11 protein-coding genes are annotated in these 17,016 nt (G+C 69.6%); 9 read left to right on the top strand and 2 right to left on the bottom strand.

Translation table 11 applies throughout. From position 1 onward, the window contains the following. Positions 1 to 350: 350 nt before the first annotated feature. The gene (locus ACGF0J_RS08075; protein ID WP_393143203.1) at positions 351 to 1,082 is read left to right on the top strand and encodes an alpha/beta hydrolase; all 732 of its coding nucleotides are present in this window, start codon (positions 351 to 353) and stop codon (positions 1,080 to 1,082) included. Between the two features lie 22 nt (positions 1,083 to 1,104). Here ACGF0J_RS08075 and vanY-N read toward each other — a convergent pair whose 3' ends face one another. Further along, complete coding sequence (gene vanY-N / locus ACGF0J_RS08070; protein ID WP_393143201.1) at positions 1,105 to 3,066, bottom strand: D,D-peptidase/D,D-carboxypeptidase VanY-N; 1,962 nt, start codon at positions 3,064 to 3,066, stop codon at positions 1,105 to 1,107. Positions 3,067 to 3,257: 191 nt separating this feature from the next. Between vanY-N and ACGF0J_RS08065 the strand changes: the two genes are divergently transcribed. The 3 genes from ACGF0J_RS08065 to ACGF0J_RS08055 are packed head-to-tail and all read left to right on the top strand — an operon-like array spanning position 3,258 to position 5,918. Further along, positions 3,258 to 3,932 carry a response regulator gene (locus ACGF0J_RS08065; RefSeq protein ID WP_393143199.1) on the top strand — a complete coding sequence of 225 codons (675 nt, stop codon included), beginning with the start codon at positions 3,258 to 3,260 and terminating at the stop codon, positions 3,930 to 3,932. A 7-nt stretch (positions 3,933 to 3,939) separates the two neighbouring features. Beyond that, positions 3,940 to 5,430, top strand: coding sequence for an ATP-binding protein (locus ACGF0J_RS08060; RefSeq protein ID WP_393143197.1), 1,491 nt, complete (start codon positions 3,940 to 3,942; stop codon positions 5,428 to 5,430). Beyond that, a complete protein-coding gene (locus tag ACGF0J_RS08055) occupies positions 5,427 to 5,918 on the top strand; it encodes a hypothetical protein (RefSeq protein ID WP_393143194.1) in 492 nt (163 codons plus the stop codon). The genes ACGF0J_RS08060 and ACGF0J_RS08055 overlap by 4 nt, the downstream gene beginning before the upstream one ends. 118 nt (positions 5,919 to 6,036) lie before the next feature. Here ACGF0J_RS08055 and ACGF0J_RS08050 read toward each other — a convergent pair whose 3' ends face one another. Further along, the gene (locus tag ACGF0J_RS08050) at positions 6,037 to 6,975 is read right to left on the bottom strand and encodes a hypothetical protein (RefSeq protein WP_393143191.1); all 939 of its coding nucleotides are present in this window, start codon (positions 6,973 to 6,975) and stop codon (positions 6,037 to 6,039) included. Positions 6,976 to 7,047: 72 nt separating this feature from the next. On the opposite strand from ACGF0J_RS08050, the gene ACGF0J_RS08045 reads away from it, so the two are divergent. From ACGF0J_RS08045 to ACGF0J_RS08025, 5 genes are all read left to right on the top strand, one after another. Continuing rightward, complete coding sequence (locus ACGF0J_RS08045; RefSeq protein WP_393143189.1) at positions 7,048 to 7,341, top strand: YcxB family protein; 294 nt, start codon at positions 7,048 to 7,050, stop codon at positions 7,339 to 7,341. A gap of 169 nt (positions 7,342 to 7,510) precedes the next feature. Further along, on the top strand, positions 7,511 to 9,787 hold the full coding sequence (locus tag ACGF0J_RS08040) for a hypothetical protein (protein ID WP_393143187.1): 2,277 nt from the start codon (positions 7,511 to 7,513) through the stop codon (positions 9,785 to 9,787). Positions 9,788 to 10,190: 403 nt separating this feature from the next. Then, positions 10,191 to 10,574 (top strand): YbaB/EbfC family nucleoid-associated protein, encoded by a 384-nt coding sequence (locus tag ACGF0J_RS08035; protein WP_393143185.1) that lies wholly within the window; start codon positions 10,191 to 10,193, stop codon positions 10,572 to 10,574. Beyond that, complete coding sequence (locus ACGF0J_RS08030; RefSeq protein ID WP_393143183.1) at positions 10,571 to 10,870, top strand: hypothetical protein; 300 nt, start codon at positions 10,571 to 10,573, stop codon at positions 10,868 to 10,870. The genes ACGF0J_RS08035 and ACGF0J_RS08030 overlap by 4 nt, the downstream gene beginning before the upstream one ends. Before the next feature lie 6 nt (positions 10,871 to 10,876). Next, the gene (locus ACGF0J_RS08025) at positions 10,877 to 16,981 is read left to right on the top strand and encodes a hypothetical protein (RefSeq protein ID WP_393143181.1); all 6,105 of its coding nucleotides are present in this window, start codon (positions 10,877 to 10,879) and stop codon (positions 16,979 to 16,981) included. Positions 16,982 to 17,016: the final 35 nt, after the last annotated feature.

Here is a 17,016-nt window from a genome sequence, read left to right as displayed (position 1 = left end):
GCTTTCTTTGGCAGTCTCCACCATGTTCTGGACTATACGTCCAGAATGGACGAAGAGTCCAGAATCGATCTCGCAAACGACCCTTTCGGGGAGCAAGATTGGAAACGGTCGCCGGGATCTACCACACCGGCCGCTTCAAGAAGGTCGCCCGGCTCGCAAAGCTGCTGCGGGCGCCGACCCCGGCCGACCGCGGCCCCGGACCCACTGCTAGCTTTCTGGAGACCGTGCCAGATAACGAGGAGGTGGTACCCGTGAACGCAGTATCGACATGGGTGCTCCCCTCCGGGGTCACGGTCGGGCGATAGGTCGTCCGGGAGCGCCGTTCAAGAGCACTCCTGAAAGGCACGACCATGCGATTCACTTCCGAGCAGCGCCTCGACGACGGCCTCCTCGAACGCGAATTCACCCTCGGCGAGATCCCCGGCATCCTGTGGACGCCCGGATCCGCATCCGCACCGGCACCGCTGCTCCTGCTCGGCCACCCCGGCGGGCTGCACCAGATGCGCCCCCGACTGGTGGCCCGGGCCCGGCGCTCGGCCGCGGACGGCTTCGCCGCGGCCACCATCGAGCTCCCCGGGGGCGGTGACCGGCCCCGTTTCGCCGTCGCCGAGCAGGCCCGAGCCGACCTGCGCCGGGAGCTGGAGGCAGGCGAGCCGGTCGACGAGGAGATCATCGACCGGCTCGTCCTCCCGCTGGTCGAAAAGGCGGCCCCGGAATGGCAGGCCACCCTGGACGCCCTCCTTTCGCTACCCGAGATCGGCGGCCCGGTCGGATACTCGGGGGGAGTGATCTCCATCGGCATCCGACTGGCGGTGGTCGAGCCGCGCATCTCGGCCGCCGTTCTGTTCGCCGGGAGTTTCGTGCCTCGCACCATGTTCGAAGAGGCCCGCCAGGTCACCATTCCGCTGCACGTCCTGCTGCAGTGGGACGACGAAGGGAACGACCGGCAGGCGGCCCTGGACCTGTTCGACGCCTTCGGCTCGAAGGAGAAGACCCTGGAGGCCAATATGGGCGGGCACACCGGCGTCCCGCAGTTCGCGGGAGACGCCGCGGCCCGGTTCTTCACCCGGCATCTGAGCTAACCGCCGACCATCCCTGCGGTGATCAGGTGGCCTTGCCGCGGGCGATGTAGAGGTTCATGCCGGTGAAGTCGACGGTGATGTTGTAGGGCTTCCAGAAGCAGTGGGAGAACCAGCCCATCGAGTCGAACCCCGTCCCGTAGGGCCAGGGCACGTTGACCGGCTGGTTGGGGTTCGTGTAGCAGTAGACCTCCTTGGCGACGGCGTTGCCGAGGTGGATTTCCTTCGGGTAGCAGGGGTAGACGACGGCCGGATGGCTTTGGGCAGAAGTCCCGATCTGGCGGTCGTAGTCAGTGCGGATCCCCAACTGCTCGGCCGTTCTCCCGCGCACGCCCGCGGCGATCTCGCCGACTCCGCCGAAGTTCACGCCCACCACCCCTGTGCGGGAGCCGGCGGCGCCGGCGAAGCTGCCCGTGCTGTGCAGGTACTGCTCACGGGCCAGCCACAGCGGCAGGGGTTCGGCGCCCGCCCGTGTGGCGGCGGCGCGTGCCTTCCTGGCCGTTTCGGGGGTGCGGCGGCGCAGGATCAGCTGCCGGCCCGCGTAGTCGAAGGTGGGCAGCAGGTGATAGAAGACCCACATACCGATCAGGCCGTCGCTGTCGGTGCCGACATCTTCGCCCGACACCGTTGCCGACCAGCTCACGGGGATGTTGCGCAGCTCGATACCGCCCAGCTGGAAAGAGTCCAGAATCCCCCAGTACGCCAATACGGTGCCGCCCCCGAAATCGGCCTTCTGACTGGCGACGGGGCGCAGCCCGGCCTCCTTGGCCACCGACGCGCGCACGCTCAGATTCGGGGCGCCGGTGTAGAACGTGAAGCGCTTCGTCGGTCCGCCGTTGACCGAGGCCTCCACCAGCGGCATCGGGTCCATCTGCTGGAGCGGCACTCGCGCGGTCTCGCCGTGGACCTGATACGCCTCGCCGCGGACTGCCGCGAACCACTTGGCGTAGTTTTCTTCGCCGGCCGCTTTCCAGTGTGGTGCGGACAGGGCGAACTTGTCCTGCCGGATGTAGCAGTCGCCCAGGAGCTGGTTGGTTTCCTTGTCGTCGGGCGCCAGCTTGAGGGCCATCTTGAGGTATTTCTCGGCGTCGGGGAACCGGTTGGACAGCAGTCCGACATAGCCGCGCCGGCGGGCCGCGAGCAGGTTCTTGGGATCCTTTTTCAGAATCTCCTCATACGCGCGGCCGGCCTGCTCGAATTTCCCCGCCTTGAACAGCGCGTCGGCGTCACCGCCGCCGGCCAGTGCCGGGGCCGCCCCGCCCAACAGCGGCGCTGTCGCGGCCGCACCGGCCAGCGCGGCGGCGCCCCGCAGCAGCGAACGCCGGTCCCACACTCCGTCATCAACCAAGGCATTCTCCCTATTTGTGATCGTCGTCGACGGCTGCGGGGCGAGGCGCTGGTCCTGCCGCGCGCCGGAGCCGTGGTCCGGCCGGCACCACGCGTAGCCGGCGCCGGGGTGAGGTCGCTGTCGTGGTGGCGTGCCGCCGCATTCCGGGCGGTATTCGAAGTGCCACCACTCGTTGTCGTAGATGCGGTAGAGGTCGTAGCGGGCGCCGTGTTCCTCGAGCCAGCGCGCCGCTTCGTGCGGGCGTACGTCCAGGGCGATGCCCTTGACGTGGTTGGATTCCGTGGGCGGGAGCACGAGCATGCGGGCCGCGGCCGGGGAGCCGGAGCGGCGCACCTCCTCGTCGAACATCCGCTGCTGGATGAGGGGCTCGCGGTATCCCGAGGTGAGGCCGATGAGCTGGCGGTGACGCCACAGTGCTTCGGTGCGCGCCGCCGTGAACGCCGCCAGGGCGCCGTCGGTGAGCCCGGTGAGGTTCTCGGCGGGGAATCGCAACCGCAACGCCCAGCGGCAGGCCAGCTCGCGGGCGCGGCCGGGACGGCGGACGAACGCCGCGGGCAGCAAGAGCACCGCGAGCACCAGTGTGACCGCGGCGAACAGCCGGTCTCGGGGCCGAGATGGGATGGTCCGTGGTTCGCTCATGACGAACAACGGTCGGCGGCGAATGCGCGCGGGTTGTCCGCCGAACGTCACCGTTTCTCGACGGCTGCGCCGCCCGGGGAGACCGTGACACAACCATGACACGGCGCTGACGACGCGAGAACACTGCCGGCCGACAGTAGATTGGGTTGACCGGCGGGCGAGTTACGGAGCGTACGGTGAAACTCGGCGGCGTGTCGCGAGTGTTGTTGATCGAGGACGACCCCGCGGTGAGGGAGGGCCTGGAACTGGCCCTGAGCCGGCACGGGCACCGGGTGCGCGCGGTGGAGTCCGGCGAGCAGGGGCTGGACCGGCTGCGTACGGACCTTCCCGACGTCGTCGTCCTCGATCTCATGCTGCCCGGGATGGACGGTTTCGAGGTCTGCCGCCGCATCCGGGCCGCCTGGGAGGTGCCGATCATCATGCTGACGGCGCGCGGCGACGACATCGACGTGGTGGCGGGGCTGGAGGCGGGCGCCGACGACTACGTGGTCAAGCCGGTGCAGCCCAGGGTGCTCGAGGCGCGCATCCGCGCGGTGCTCCGGCGCATCGGCCGGGATCAGGCGGAGCTGGAGCGGCACGGCGACCTGACCATCGACCGGGCCGGGCTGCTGGTCGCCAACCGCGGCGAGCCGGTCAGCCTCGCCCCGACCGAGCTGCGCCTCCTGCTCGAGCTGTCCGCCACGCCGGGCCGCGTGCACAGCCGCCAGCAGCTGCTGGAGTCGGTGTGGGAGCACGGGTACTTCGGCGACTCCCGCCTCGTGGACGCGTGCGTCCAGCGGTTGCGCGCCAAGATCGAGGACGACTCGGCGACGCCCGTCTATGTGCAGACGGTGCGTGGGTTCGGGTACCGGTTCGGGCCGGTGTGAGCCGCCGGTGACACCTCGGCCGAGCCTGGGGCTGCGCGCGCGGCTGCTGTCCGCGTTCGCGCTGCTGAGCGTGGTCACCGCGGCGGCGGTGGCCGGCGCGATCTACGTCGAGGCCCGCAACGACATCCTCCAGCGAGCCCAGGACGCCGCGGTGCAGGCGACGAAGAGCCGGCTGGAGAGGCTCTTCCCGTTGCGGAGTGCGGAGCCCGGCCCGGACGAGCTCCGCGGTATCGCCAACCAGATGACCGAAGGAAACCTCCGCGCGATGGCCATCTACCGCGGGGCGTACTCCACAGGCGACCCGGCGCCGGCCGACCCGCCGGCCGACCCGCCGGGGCTCCGCAGGCAGGGCGGTAACAGGCCGGTCGTGGATCCCGAGATGCTTCCACTGTCCCTGCGGCGCGAGGTGGCCGGCGGCAATGTCGCGTGGCAACGCGTGGTGGTGTGGCAGGGCGCGCCCTATCTGCTCATCGGCGCGCCGCTGCTGATCGCCGAGCCGGACGGGACGGCGCGGATGTCCGGCATCGAGGTCTACGTCCTGCACAGCCTGCAGCCCGAACAGCACAGCATCGACCGGCTCGCCACCTTCGCCTGGCTCACCGGCGGGGCGGGCCTGGCGTTCGCGGTCGTGCTGGCATGGCTGGCCACCCGTGGCGTGCTGCGCCCGGTGCGTGAGCTCGGCAGGGCGGCGCGCCTGCTGGGCGAGGGCGAGCTGCGGACCAGGATCGCGGTCACCGGCTCCGACGAACTGGCCGACGTGGCACGCACGTTCAACAACACCGCCGCGGAGCTGGAACGGCACGTCGAGCAGCTACGGCAGATGGAGGCCGACGCCCGACGGTTCGTCGCCGACGTCTCCCACGAGTTGCGCACCCCGCTGGCGGCGCTCGCCGCGGTCGCCGACGTCCTCGACGAGGAGGCGGCCCACCTGCCCGAGCCCGCCGGCAGGGCCGCCCGGCTGGTCAGCCAGGAGACGCTCAACCTCACCGGGCTGGTGAACGACCTCATCGAGATCAGCAGGTTCGACTCCGGCGTCGCTGCCCTCGCGCTGAACGAGGTCGACGTGGCCGAGCTGGTGCGCGCCACCCTGCGTAGCCGGGGCTGGTCGGAGTCGGTCGAAACCGAGCTTCCCGCCGGGGTGACGGCCCGGCTGGACCCGCGCCGGGTGGACGTCATCCTCGCGAACCTGGTCGGCAATGCCCTGCGCCACGGCGAGCCTCCTGTGTCGGTACGGCTCGCCGCCGATCCGTACTGGGGCACCCTCGAGGTCCGCGACCACGGACCGGGGCTGGACGAGGCGGTGCTGCCGCGTGTGTTCGACCGGTTCTACAAGGCCAGCGCGGCCAGGGCCAGGTCCGAGGGCAGCGGCCTCGGCCTCTCCATCGCGCTCGAGAACGCCCGCCTGCACCGGGGCGACCTCACCGTCAGCAACGTCCCGGACGGCGGCGCCAGGTTCACGCTGCGCCTGCCGCGCGATCTGGACGGAGGCCCCGAGTGAGGCCCGGGCTCACCCGCCTGGTGCTCGCCGCGGGCCTGGTATCGCTGCTCGCCGTAGCCGGCTGCGGCGTGCAACCCAGCGACGCCATCCCCGCGGGCGCCCCGCCGAGCGGACCCGTCGCACCTACCTGGAAGATCACCCTCTACCTGGTGAAGGACGGCCGGCTCAGCACGGTGACGCGGCGATCCGCTCGTGGGCCATCCCGAACGAACGCGCTCATGCTGCTGGCGGAGGGACCCACGCCGAGCGAACAGGCGGAAGGGCTCACCACCGACATCCCGCGCAAGGCCGCCCCGTTCTCGGTCAGCACCGAACGGGTGGACCGCCTGGTGGTGACCGTAGCCACCCCGGCAGCCGAACTGTCGGCACTGGCCGTGGACCAGATCGTCTGTACGGTCGTCGCCGCGACGCACCCGCCGGAACCCTCCACCCAGGTCACGGTCGTCGGGGCCGGGCAGAGCGCCGGCCCCCGGAGCTGCCCGCGGTGAACATGACCTTGGGCCGAGGTCAAAGAAGCCGCACGCCCGGCTGGACGGTGGCCGTCAGGCGGTGCAGCGACTGAAGAGATCGCCCACGCGCCTGCCACGACTCCCGCTCGTCGTGACCTCAACCATGCAGCAGGTTCTCCCGCCGGGCCAGCAGCCGGGCACGCTCGGCGGACAGTTCGGCGTGGCGGGCCTTCAGATGCTCACCCGTGTCGCGGACCCAGCGGGCGGTCTTCTCGACTTCGCCGAGGGTGTTCTCGATGCGCTGGTGCTTGATCACGTCGGTGACGATGTTGTCGAAGAAGGTGTCGACGAACCACCGCGTGTCCACCTTGGGCAGGTGGGGAGGGGTGGGGACGCCGACGTCGGCGAGCTCGCGGGAGAAGACGTCCAGGGCCCGCTGGGCGTGGCAGGCGGCCTCGTCGGCGGCGCGCAGCCGGTCGTGCTCGATGGAGTCGGCGATCAGACCGCCGCCGAACAGGTCCCACGTGGAGGCGCCCCTGGCCGCCTTCAGCGGGCGCAGCACCCGGCCGAGCGCGTCGTGTGCGGCCGCTCCGGCCCGGTGGGCCTCCGCGTGTTCACGCAGATCGGCCGTCACCCGGTCCAGGGCGGCGCCGAGCTCGGCCAGCTCGCGGGCGCAGGCGTCACCGCTCCTGAGGAGCCGGTGCTCCTTCGCGGCCAGCAACTCCGTGTACTCCTCCGGGGCGCTCGCCAGCTCGGACAGCTCGGCCGCGGTCGCCCGCGCATCAGCCTCCAGCGCGGCCAGGCGGGCCCGGTGGTCCTCGGCCCGCTGCCTGGCGGTGGCCGCCTCGGCCCGCTCGCGTTCCAGCCGTTGCTCGCGGTTGCCCAGCAGGCGGGCCAGGACGGCGGACAGCCCGCCTTCCAGGCGGGCGACGTCGTCCTCCTCCAGGGACGCCTCCAGTTCGAGGTCGGCCAGGGTGCGGCGGGCCTGCTGGATCCGCTCCGCGGTGACCTTGCCCAGCCGCCGCAGGTGGTCGGCCCGCTGCATGCGGGCTGCCGCGTCGCGCAGCCGCTCGTCGAGATCCGGTGAGCTCGTCACACCTCGGAGGACGAACGAGACGTCCCGGATGTTCCGTCCGACCGGCCCGGGCCGGTCGGACGGTCCACGCCTGTGCCCACGGTGGCCTTCACCGTGTCGGCGGTTAGCTGCCTGCTGGCCGGTGCCATCGGCCTCGGCGCGGGCCTGCTGGCCGGGGCGGTGGTGTTCCCGTTCGTGCTCATCTGGTCGGCGCGCAGGATGGCCAGGCGACAGCTCGCGTACCTCTGCGTGCCCACGACGCTCCGGGTGACCGACGACGGGTACGAGTGCGCGACGGACCAATCCACCACCACGGTGCGGTGGTCCATGTTCGCACGGATCGTCGGCACTCCCGAATTCTGGCTGTTCTTCATCGGCAGGCAGTGAACGGGCTTCCTCCCCAGGCGCGCCTTCGACGGCGAGCAGCGCGCTCAGACGATGGATCTACGGCCTTGACCGTAGATCCATTACGGCCCCTTGATCGTTCCTGCGGCGGCTCGTTAGGGTTGGGCGCCCTTTTGTTCGAATCCTGTCCGCTCGTGCCCGAGGATCGTTCGTGCGCCGCTATCGTTTCGGCAGAATCGCCGCGCTGTTCGCCGCCCTCTATGTGGCCGCCGTCATCGGGTCCGGCGTCCAGGCGCTGGCCACCGGCGACCCCGCGCTACTGCGCGAGATCGTCACCGGCGGGTGGGACCCGGACTTCGTGCCCTACACCTGGTGGGTGGAGCTCCTCATGGTCACGGGAGGAGTTCTGCAGGGCTGGGCCTACTGGCAGGTGCTGCGCGGGCGGCCGGCCGGCACGGCACCGGTCAACGACAGGCCGGTCCGGCTGTTACGGGCGGCCCTGTACCTCAGCGTCGCCTGCACGTTGCTGTACCGGCTTCCGATCCCGTACCCGTGGTGGTCGGGCCTGCCCTTCGACCTGCTCAGTTTCGCCGTCGTCGGGCTGTTCTTCGTGGTCCTCGCCGGGGCCCTGCCTCGATGGCTGCGGCTGCTCGGGGGCGTGGCCGGGCTGGCGAACGCCGCCATAGGCGTGACCTCCACCGTCTCCTACGGCCTCGGCCAGTACTCCGTCGTGCAGTTGGTCTCTCCGTACCAGCTCGGCAACGCCGTCTACCTGCTGTGGCTGGTGCCGGTCCTGGCCGGCCAGGCGAGGGACGCACGCTGGAGGCGAGGCACCGTGCGGCTGGGCGTGGCCTGGGCGGCGCTGTCGCTGCTGTCGTCGGGAGGTCGTTCGATCGTCGCGTTCGGCGGTTCGGGTGTCGACCACGACCTGGTGCTGCTCATGGTCTTGGGCGTCCTGGGCGTCTTCGGGACGGTGTGGCAGGCTCGCTCCGCCCACGACCTGGGCGGCCCGACCCCGGTACCGTCTCCGGCGCCTCCGGCCCGGCTCGCACCTGCGCGGGCGTGGCCCCTCGCCGCCGTGGCCGTGGTGGTCCCGCTGATCCCCGCGGCCGTCAACCTCGCGGACAGCATGCCCGTGTGGATCGGCTCCAGGGGCGCGGTGGACGACCTCTTCCACGGGTACGTCAGCTACCCGGCGACGGTGCTCTGGATCGCCGTGGACATCCTCGTCGGAGTCGGCGCGCCTGCCGTACTCATCCTGATCGCGGTCGTCCGCAGGACCAGGCGGCTGCTGCGTGTCACGATGCTGATCTTGACCGTCGCCGCGGCGGCAGGCGTCGTCACTTCGCTCACCACGAAGTCCGAGGCGGACTGGCATCTCATCTCCGAGATGGTCGACCAGCGGCTGGCTCTGTACCCGGACGGGCTGTTCGGCCGAGACGAGAACGGCGACATACTTTTCGGGCTCTCCCCGCTGTGGTACAGCGCCGCGCTCGCCGCCTCCGCCCTCGTCCTGCTCGTCCTGTACGGCGCCCCGCCCGCCGCCCGCCTGCGCCACCACGTGCTCGTGACGGCGCTGGCCACCTCCATGGCCCTGTGCTTTGTGCCGACCGCCGACCAGGCACGCGGCCCGGTCACCACGGCCGAGGACTGCTCGTCTCCCGAGCCCTGGGAGATGGACGGCAGGCCCGTGGAACCCCCGCCGCAGACCGGCTCGCGCGCCTTCATCTGCGCCGTACGCCAGCAGAATGCGCTCACGTTCGCCGCCACCACCCCCGACCAGGTGCTGCTCGCCCACGGCCGTCGCCTGTGCGCCGTCTACACCCGCAAGGACCCGCGCGAGCTGGCTCGCCTGCGGGAGGGGGAAGGGGTGAACGTCGGGAACCTGACCGGGGTGCTCGCCGGGATCTGCCCGGCCGCGAAGGCAGAGGTCACGGCGGAAGCGGCCGCCCAGAAACGCGAATTCGACGAGTTCCTGGCCGAGGAGCGACGCAAATGCGACGCCACCCCGCGTCATCGTCCCCGCATCAAGCCCGCCAAGACGATCCGCCTCAAGGAGCCGGAGTGGCCCGAGGCGGGGTTGGACCTGTACGAGGATGTCGCCGGCGAGGGCAGGAGCACGTCCGCCGGCCCGGTCACCGCCGGGCCCGGCCACGTGACGGTGGACACGCATTCCGACTTCCACGTCTGTGTCACGCTGGAGACCTACACGCGCCGCCCACCGGTCGAGACCAAGGGCTGGAACGACGTCGTCGAGGTCGGCTACGCCAACCGGAGCGGCAAGATGAGCTTCATGGACGGCCTGAGCGGCACCCAACTGCCCGACCTGTCGCTCAACGGCCGCAAGGGGCACTACCGAATCCGCGTGCACTTCGCCTGGTTCCCCTGGAAGGGCTATGAGTACGGCACCCAGCGGCTGCTGATCATGGCATACCCGGGACCGGGCGACAAAGTCGTCACCTACCGCAGCCCGCCCGAGCGACGTTGATGACGTCCCGATCACTCGCGCTGAGGTAGTGTCCCACCGCGTCAGCAACCGCGAGATCGCCGCGGAGCTCTTCCTCAGCCCTCGGAGTGAGCTCTCGCCACGACCTTCGACGACCGCTATCCTGCGCGAGCTTGTCTGCGATCCACACCAGCAGGCCATGCCTGAATCCTCGTGTGGCGGGCCTGCGCGATCCGTGCCGCTGAAAGCGATGGTTCCCGCGCGGGGCGGCCGCCATGCGCGTGCCGCAGCTGTGCCTTCGCACCAATCATCCAGCCGAGGAACCGCGCCGCGCCGGAGCGAGCGTGGGCGATCAGCGCCTTGTCAGTAAACGTTCAAAGCATCCTAAGATCGAAAAGACGCCACGTATGATGTGAGTGGCACTAGACGTACGAAAGGTGCGTTCGTGACAAGTGCGTTCGCGGCGGAGATCAGCCAACTCGCCGGCGAGATCGACGAGCAGGTGGCACGGATTCGAGAAGCGTACAGAGAACTCGCCACCATCGAACACACGGCCCGTTCCGCCGACGGGATGGTGAGTGTGACCGTCGGCCGGCATGGTCAGGTACACGACATCCAGCTGAACCCGCGGGTCTATCGCACCCTGTCCGCCTCGGAGCTGGCCGATGCGATCATGCAGCAGATCAACAAGGGCACCGCCGCGGTCACCGAGCAGAGCATGCAGCTCTTGAAGCCCCTCATGCCGGAGGGCGTGCCGCACGAGGACGTCTTCGGGGCGGGCGCCACGCTCGACGCGTTCTTCCCCAGCCCCGTGGAGCCGACCCCGTGAACGGCTTCTACGTGGAGCGGCAGCCGCTGCATGTTCAGGCCAGGGTCTACGACGAGTTCGAGCGCAATGCGAGGGAAGCGAAAGACGACCTTCGCGCTGCCTTTGACCGGGACAGGAACACGCTCGGCAACGACGAGTACGGCGCCCAGCTGGCCAAGTTCATGCCCGAAATCGAACGCGCCATCTTCGACGCTCTGAAGGCGCACATCGAGGAGCTCGATCGCGTCGCCTCGGGTCTGAACGTCAGCGCCCGCAACTATGAGGGGGCGGATCAGCCCTCAGCCAGGCGCGGCTGAGTCTTCATGGGCTTCGACGGGTTCCTCGTCCCCGACTGGGCCAAGTCATACGTCGGGTGGGTGGTCGGCATGGACTGGCCCGAAGGCGACGAGTCCGGCTGCTTCCGGTTGGCCGACGCCTGCATGACCGCCGCGCACCAGCTCGTCGAGGGCACGGGCGCCGACCAGCCGGGGAGCGCGAACAAAATCGGCTCCGCCTGGGACGGGGAGGCCCACCTCGCCTTCGCCACCCATGTCGAGAAGACGGTCGGCGGTCAAGTCGGCGCTGTGGTCAAGCAGCTCGTGGACACCGCCGTCGCGCTCAACGGTGTGGGGGTGCAGATCCAGTACGCCAAGTACATGATCGAGGCCACCGTCTGGCTGCTGATCGTACAGCTGGCACATCTGCTGGGCGCGGCACTGGCCACCGGCGGGCAGAGTCTGGCGCTCATCCCTCCGCGTCTGCGGATCGCACGGATGACGGTCGCGCAGATCGCCAAACAGTGCCTGCGCAACATAGCGCTGTTCGCCGGGATCGTGGCCGGCATGGACCTGGGCATCCAGCTCCTGCAGACTGCGAAGGGCCGCAGGGACGAGATCGACGTTCAGCAGCTCGCTATCTCGGCGGTGAGCGGCGGCGCCATGGGCGGGCTCATGGGACTGCTCTCCGGTGGGCTGAGCCGCCTGGCCACGCCGGCCCTGCAGGCCGGGCTGACCAGGGCCGAGATGACCGCGGCCGAGAGGCTGCTGGCCGCGGCCCACTCGTCGTTGTACGGCCAGGCCGCGCAGTTCGCCGTAACCGGCGGCGTCACGACCGCGGGAACGATGCTGGCCCAGGGAAACTTCAGCTGGGACATGCTGGCCAAGGGTGTCACATCCAGCGCGCTCGGGGCGGACGGGCAGCACCTGGCCGCGCCCGTGCCCCGTGGCGCCGACGGCTCGCCCCCGCCTCACCTGACCTTTCCGTCCGGAGACCCTTCACCGTCCGGACGTCCTTCGTCCGGCCCGGACGGCGGCCCCGCGCGCCCGCCGGAGACCAGCGGCGAGACGGCCCTGGCGGCAGCGCATCACAACCAGCGGAGCACCTTCACCTCGCAGGCCGGGGCTGACTCGCCGGCTGTCTGGAAGAGCCACGACGTGCTGCCCGAGCAGACGGAAGCCCCCACGGCTCGTCCGGTTGCCAACACGGGGATGCCGCCGTCGGTGGCGAACGCCGCCCCGTCATCGCGGCCCGGCGGTTCGTCGGCGTGGAAGAGCGCGGAGGCGTCGTCCATGCGACAAGCGGGTGGTGCGGCGACGAGATCTGAGGCCGGCCCGCAATCGGCCGAGCGAGGTGTCCCGGAGATGGTGGCGGACGCGAGCCGGACGGCGCGGCCCGAGGGGACTCCTGCGGGAAAGGGCGCCGAGCCGATCTCCCGGCCGGACACTGCGGCGCAGTCGATCAACGGCGATGCCTCGGAGACGGTGACGAGCGCCGCTCCGCCGTCCCGGCCGGACGGCCCGGTGGTGTGGAAGGACAGGACCGAGCTCCATCCGCCCCGCACCGTCGAGATCGGTGCCTTGGGCGAAACGGCCGTACACGACGTGCAGGTCCCGGGGAATCCGAAGGCGGCGGCCCAGGCACTGACCGACGACATCACAGGGGTCACCAAGCGGGAACGAGCCGCGGTGCGCGATTGGCTCACCCAGGTGCTCTCCGACGGCAACCGCGACACATGGACCAACCACCTCCAAAGAGGCGTGGCGCTCAGCGTCAGAGACAAGGTGATCTATCTCAAGCTGAGGCCGAGCGACTTCACCCACCTGGAACACCCGAGCCTGGCGCCCGAGAAGCCGGTCGCGTTCGGCGGGGATGGTGTGGACGGCAGGTCCTCGCAGGCATCCTCCCTGGAGCGGACGGTGGGGATGATTCGCGCGCTGAACCACTCATCGGACGAGGCCGAGGCGAACGCCCTGCCTCGTACGGGCGTCAGCACCACGTTGCGCACGACCCAGACGAACGGCATCGAGGTCATCAGCGGCCACAAGCCGATCTCCCCCGCGCACGACTATTTCGTTGCGGACATCGCTCTGGACGTCTTCCGCGACGGTGAGAAGGTCGCGGAAACCGCGCCAGTCCCCGAGTTGTCCGTGACCCTCCCCTTCCCCAAGCAGTTCACCCGGGAAGGTCCGCTTCTGGCCGCCGACCATCCGCCGGCGCAGCCTCGCCACGAGGTCCCGGCCGGAGCGGCGCACAAGTTCCGTGATCACGGGATCGCCATCACCGGGATGGACGTCACGCCCGTGGTGCTGGAGATGCAGCGCCGGGCGTTGTCGATGGGCGTGCCCGCGGGTGAAGTGGCCAAGATCATCGATCACCTCACGTCCACCGTTCTCAGCGAACAGGGGATGAAGAACCGTAGCCAGTCGTTGTTGTCGAGCGGGGTCTCCTCCGAAGCGATCCGGTACAAGAGCTCCGCGCTGCGATCAGCGGAGGATTCCGTCGAGATCACCGGCCAGATCACCCGGATCGAGCCAATTGACGGAAGCGGACGGGCACCGATCGAGACGATGTTCCGGGACGACATGGGGCGGCGCGAGAGCGAGGGATCGTCGCATCGGCAGGGCGCGAGCATCAACGTGCACGCGGGCGGCAAGCTCGGACTGTCCCTTGGCAGCACGACCGAGGTCGTCGCACGGGCAATCGGCGGGTTCGGCTTCGGATCGGACCATGTGACGACCTCCGGCAGATCACACGGCAACCACACCGTCCTGACCAGGCTCAGCGACGCCACCATGTACGACGCCCACATGCGGCTGAAGGTCGAGACCGAGAGGATGGGCACCTTCGAGGTCGAGGTGAAGGCCGAGCTGACCCTACCGGCTCGCGACGCGCCCCGGATGGAGCAGGACGTCTTCGGCCACGATCTCCGACCGCAAGGGGAGTTCAACGATATCCGGCAGAAACTCGTCGATCTCCACCAGGCGATCGACGACGTACGCAAGGAGTTCATGGAGGGCGAACCGGTCAAGGATGGCGAGCATCCCAGCCGCAGCTACGACCCCCACGCACTGGAGCCGGAGACACTTGCGGCCGGGCGGGGAACAGGGCTGGGCAGCGGGGTCCGCATCCATTCGGAGACGCTTCTCAGCGCGGAGATCCGCAGCGCCCTCGATCAGGCGCTGCCCGACCTTTCGCCGGGAATCAGACGGCAGATCATCAAGGACGTCGACAGCCGCTTCGGGGGCGTGGCCCTGGAAGCAGACCTGACGCATGCCCTGCACGGAATCAGGTACGAGAAGTCGATCGGCGGCTACACCTTCGAGATCCTGGCGGAGGGCGCTCTCGGCCGGCGGCACGAGGTCGGCTCCACCGACATCACGGTGAACGAGCGCCGGATCACGTCGCGGCTCAACACCAGCCAGCGGGAAACCTCTGTCGGAGGTCGTGCGGAGGTGCGTGCCGTCGCGCGCCTCGAAGTGAATGAAGGGCTCAAGGTCGACCCGGCGAACCTGGCTCTCACCAGGAGCGGCCAGAAGGCGGAGAGTGTCGGCTTCTCCGCCGGCCACACGAGGTACGACCGCACGGAGACCAGCGGCGGCTTCACCGTCACGCGGGATCTCTCGTTCGACGTCAGGATGAAGGTGTCGCGGAACGGCACACAGGTGACGAACGCCTCGTGGGAGGTGCACGGCAGCAGAGCGGAGGTCCTCGTGCCCAATGCCCACCTGCCAGAGACGCCGGTGCTCGCGCAGGACGTGGCGCAACTGGGCCGCATCGAGTCGTCGACCAAGCCGCCCGGTGACATATGGGCGCACGACGACCGGCTGCACGCCACCGTCCGCCTGGGCGCCATGCCCGACCTGGCTCAGACGGTGGCAAGGGCGTACGCCCAATGGGCGGGGCTGCCGGTGCCCAAGGAGCGTCTGGAGGCCCCGATGGCGTTCGAGACCGCCACCGACGTGATCAGGCTGGAAACCATGATCACATCCCACCCTGACGGCCTGCTCTACACCGTGGCCGACCAAGGGGGGTGGCGTCACGACGTGCACGTGAAGGCCGACGTGGCCGGGTTGAGGCACGTCAAGTCGGAAACCGGGGTAGAGCACGAAATCTACTCGAACAGCAACTCGAAGCTGACGGACAGCGAGCGCAGCAGAACGGCTCTGGGCGGGCATGCCCGGACCGGCCTGCGCGTCACCTTCGGCCGCGACGGTGAGCCGGGCAGTGAGCCGGGCAGTGAGCCGGGCGGCGAGACGGCCGGACACACGAGAGGGAACGAGGAATCCGAGCGAAAGATCGTGGCGCGAGCGGGGGTGCACGCCGCCGCGAAGCGGATGACTCAGGAGAGCTCCTACCTGGGCGGCAGCGACGTCGCCCGGGTCACCTACTCCGACGGCGGTACCTCGCACTGGTACAGGGGAGACCTCGTCCTGGAGGTGACGCCGACCAGAACCAACGGGGCAACGGTCGAACAGGGCCCGACCACCTACCTCCGGGTGCGAGAGATCATGGACGTCGTCCTCCCGGACGAGGTGGCACGCCGTCACGGATTGGACGGCCCGGAGTCCATGGAGCCCGCCAAGCAGACGGGGGACACCACTCGCGCCTATTCCGCGCCCGAGGCGGCGATGAACGCCGCCTTCGTGCAGCATCTCGACGCGCAGGCCGTACTCCCGAAGATCCTTGAGAAGCTGCGCGACGAGAAACTGCTCTTCCCGGACCAGGAGTTCACGAACCACCCGGTGGCCGAGCACCTACGCGGAAACTACAGTCAGGAAGCGCTCGCCACGAAATTGGGCGAACTCCGCGGAAACGGGGTGACTTCCTGGTTGTTCGTCACAGATGAACACGGCCGGGTCACCGAACGCGTGGGGATCAGGGTCAGGGCCGAGATCGGCGACGGCGTGCACGTCGCCGAGCGGCCCGACGCCGGCCTCATGTTCCGGAGCGAACGTCTCAGCGGCGACCTGAGCCTCCGCGAGGCGGGATCGGACCGCGGCGGGGAGGCGCTCGCGCGCTACCTCGAGTCTTCTGACGGCCGGCTCAGGGGCGCCGAGGCGGGGTTCGCGACCAACCGCGACTCCCACACCGTGGACGCGCACGGAACGAATGTCAAAGACATCAACCGGTACCAGACTCGCGAAGCCCCGCAGGAGTTCAAGCATCCGGTCAGCTATGAGATCACGCTCGAACGCACCCAAGTCCGTCCCGTCCTGGAACCCGTGCAGAATGCGGCCCGCAACATGCTGCTCAAAGTGGGCGAGGTGACCGGACATGACGGGGCCATGAGGCTCTTCGACCGGCATGTCGGAGTCACCTCGACGTCCAGGGCGGTCGCGGACGGCGAACTCGGCCTGTTGGTGCCGGGACACCTCACCACGAAGGTTTCGCAGGGCACCCCGGTCGCTGCGCCCACGCCCGTGGTCGCCGCGGACCCGCGCTGGGCGGAGCCGACAGAGCCCAGTGCGATGACCACCACGCTCCGGAGCGGCGTCCCCAGGGGGGACGTCAGCCAGGTCGCGTTCCCGGCCGCCACGATTGTGGAGGCATGGGCGCCGATGGCCGCGGTGGCGCCGAAGCTTCGGGAGGAGGTGCCCTCGCTGGCAGACCGGCCCAACGGATTCGAGCTTTCTCGCCCAGCCGGCATGTCCCTCGCCGAGGCCGCCAAGGAAAGGACCATGCGCGCCCACATGGAGCAGCTGCTCGCGCATGAGTACGAGATCCCAGGAGTCGGCAAGGTCGGCATCGACGTCAACCGGGCCCGCGAGATCACCAGCGCGCTGGTCAAACAGCGCGTCTACGCGCAGACCATGAACACGACCGGGCACGGACAGGAGCACGGCAGGGGCCGGTCCGCCCGAGCGGGCGGCTCCGCCGGATCGACCGGCGAAGGAAACGTGGGCTTCGGCGGCCTGGGTGGCAGCGTGAAGACGGGTGACGAAGCCGCATCGCGGAACGCCGACATCGTCGAACGTAACTTCCTGGAACAGCAACACGAGAACACCTACCTCGAACTGGACATCTCCGTCGTGCTCCATGGCGAGGGCAAGCCTCTGGTGGTGGACGTCGACAAGGGCCTCTACCTGAGGCTCACCCCTGCCGGGCTCGCCGAGTTCGACGCCGCGCATCCCGGGGTCATTAGGCGCTGACGTCGTCTTCCGCCGCAAAGGGGAGAAGACTGGAA

Source organism: Nonomuraea sp. NPDC047897 (genome assembly GCF_043204415.1).
Lineage (GTDB): Bacteria > Actinomycetota > Actinomycetes > Streptosporangiales > Streptosporangiaceae > Nonomuraea.
The sequence above is the reverse complement of the archived record's forward strand: the minus strand, read 5'-3'. Positions and strand labels throughout refer to the sequence as shown.

Excerpts from the sequence above, each read along its gene's own strand:
- ACGF0J_RS08075 (WP_393143203.1), top strand. The coding sequence starts at position 351 with ATGCGATTCACTTCCGAGCAGCGCCTCGACGACGGCCTCCTCGAACGC.
- vanY-N (WP_393143201.1), bottom strand. The coding sequence starts at position 3,066 with ATGAGCGAACCACGGACCATCCCATCTCGGCCCCGAGACCGGCTGTTC.
- ACGF0J_RS08025 (WP_393143181.1), top strand. The coding sequence starts at position 10,877 with ATGGGCTTCGACGGGTTCCTCGTCCCCGACTGGGCCAAGTCATACGTC.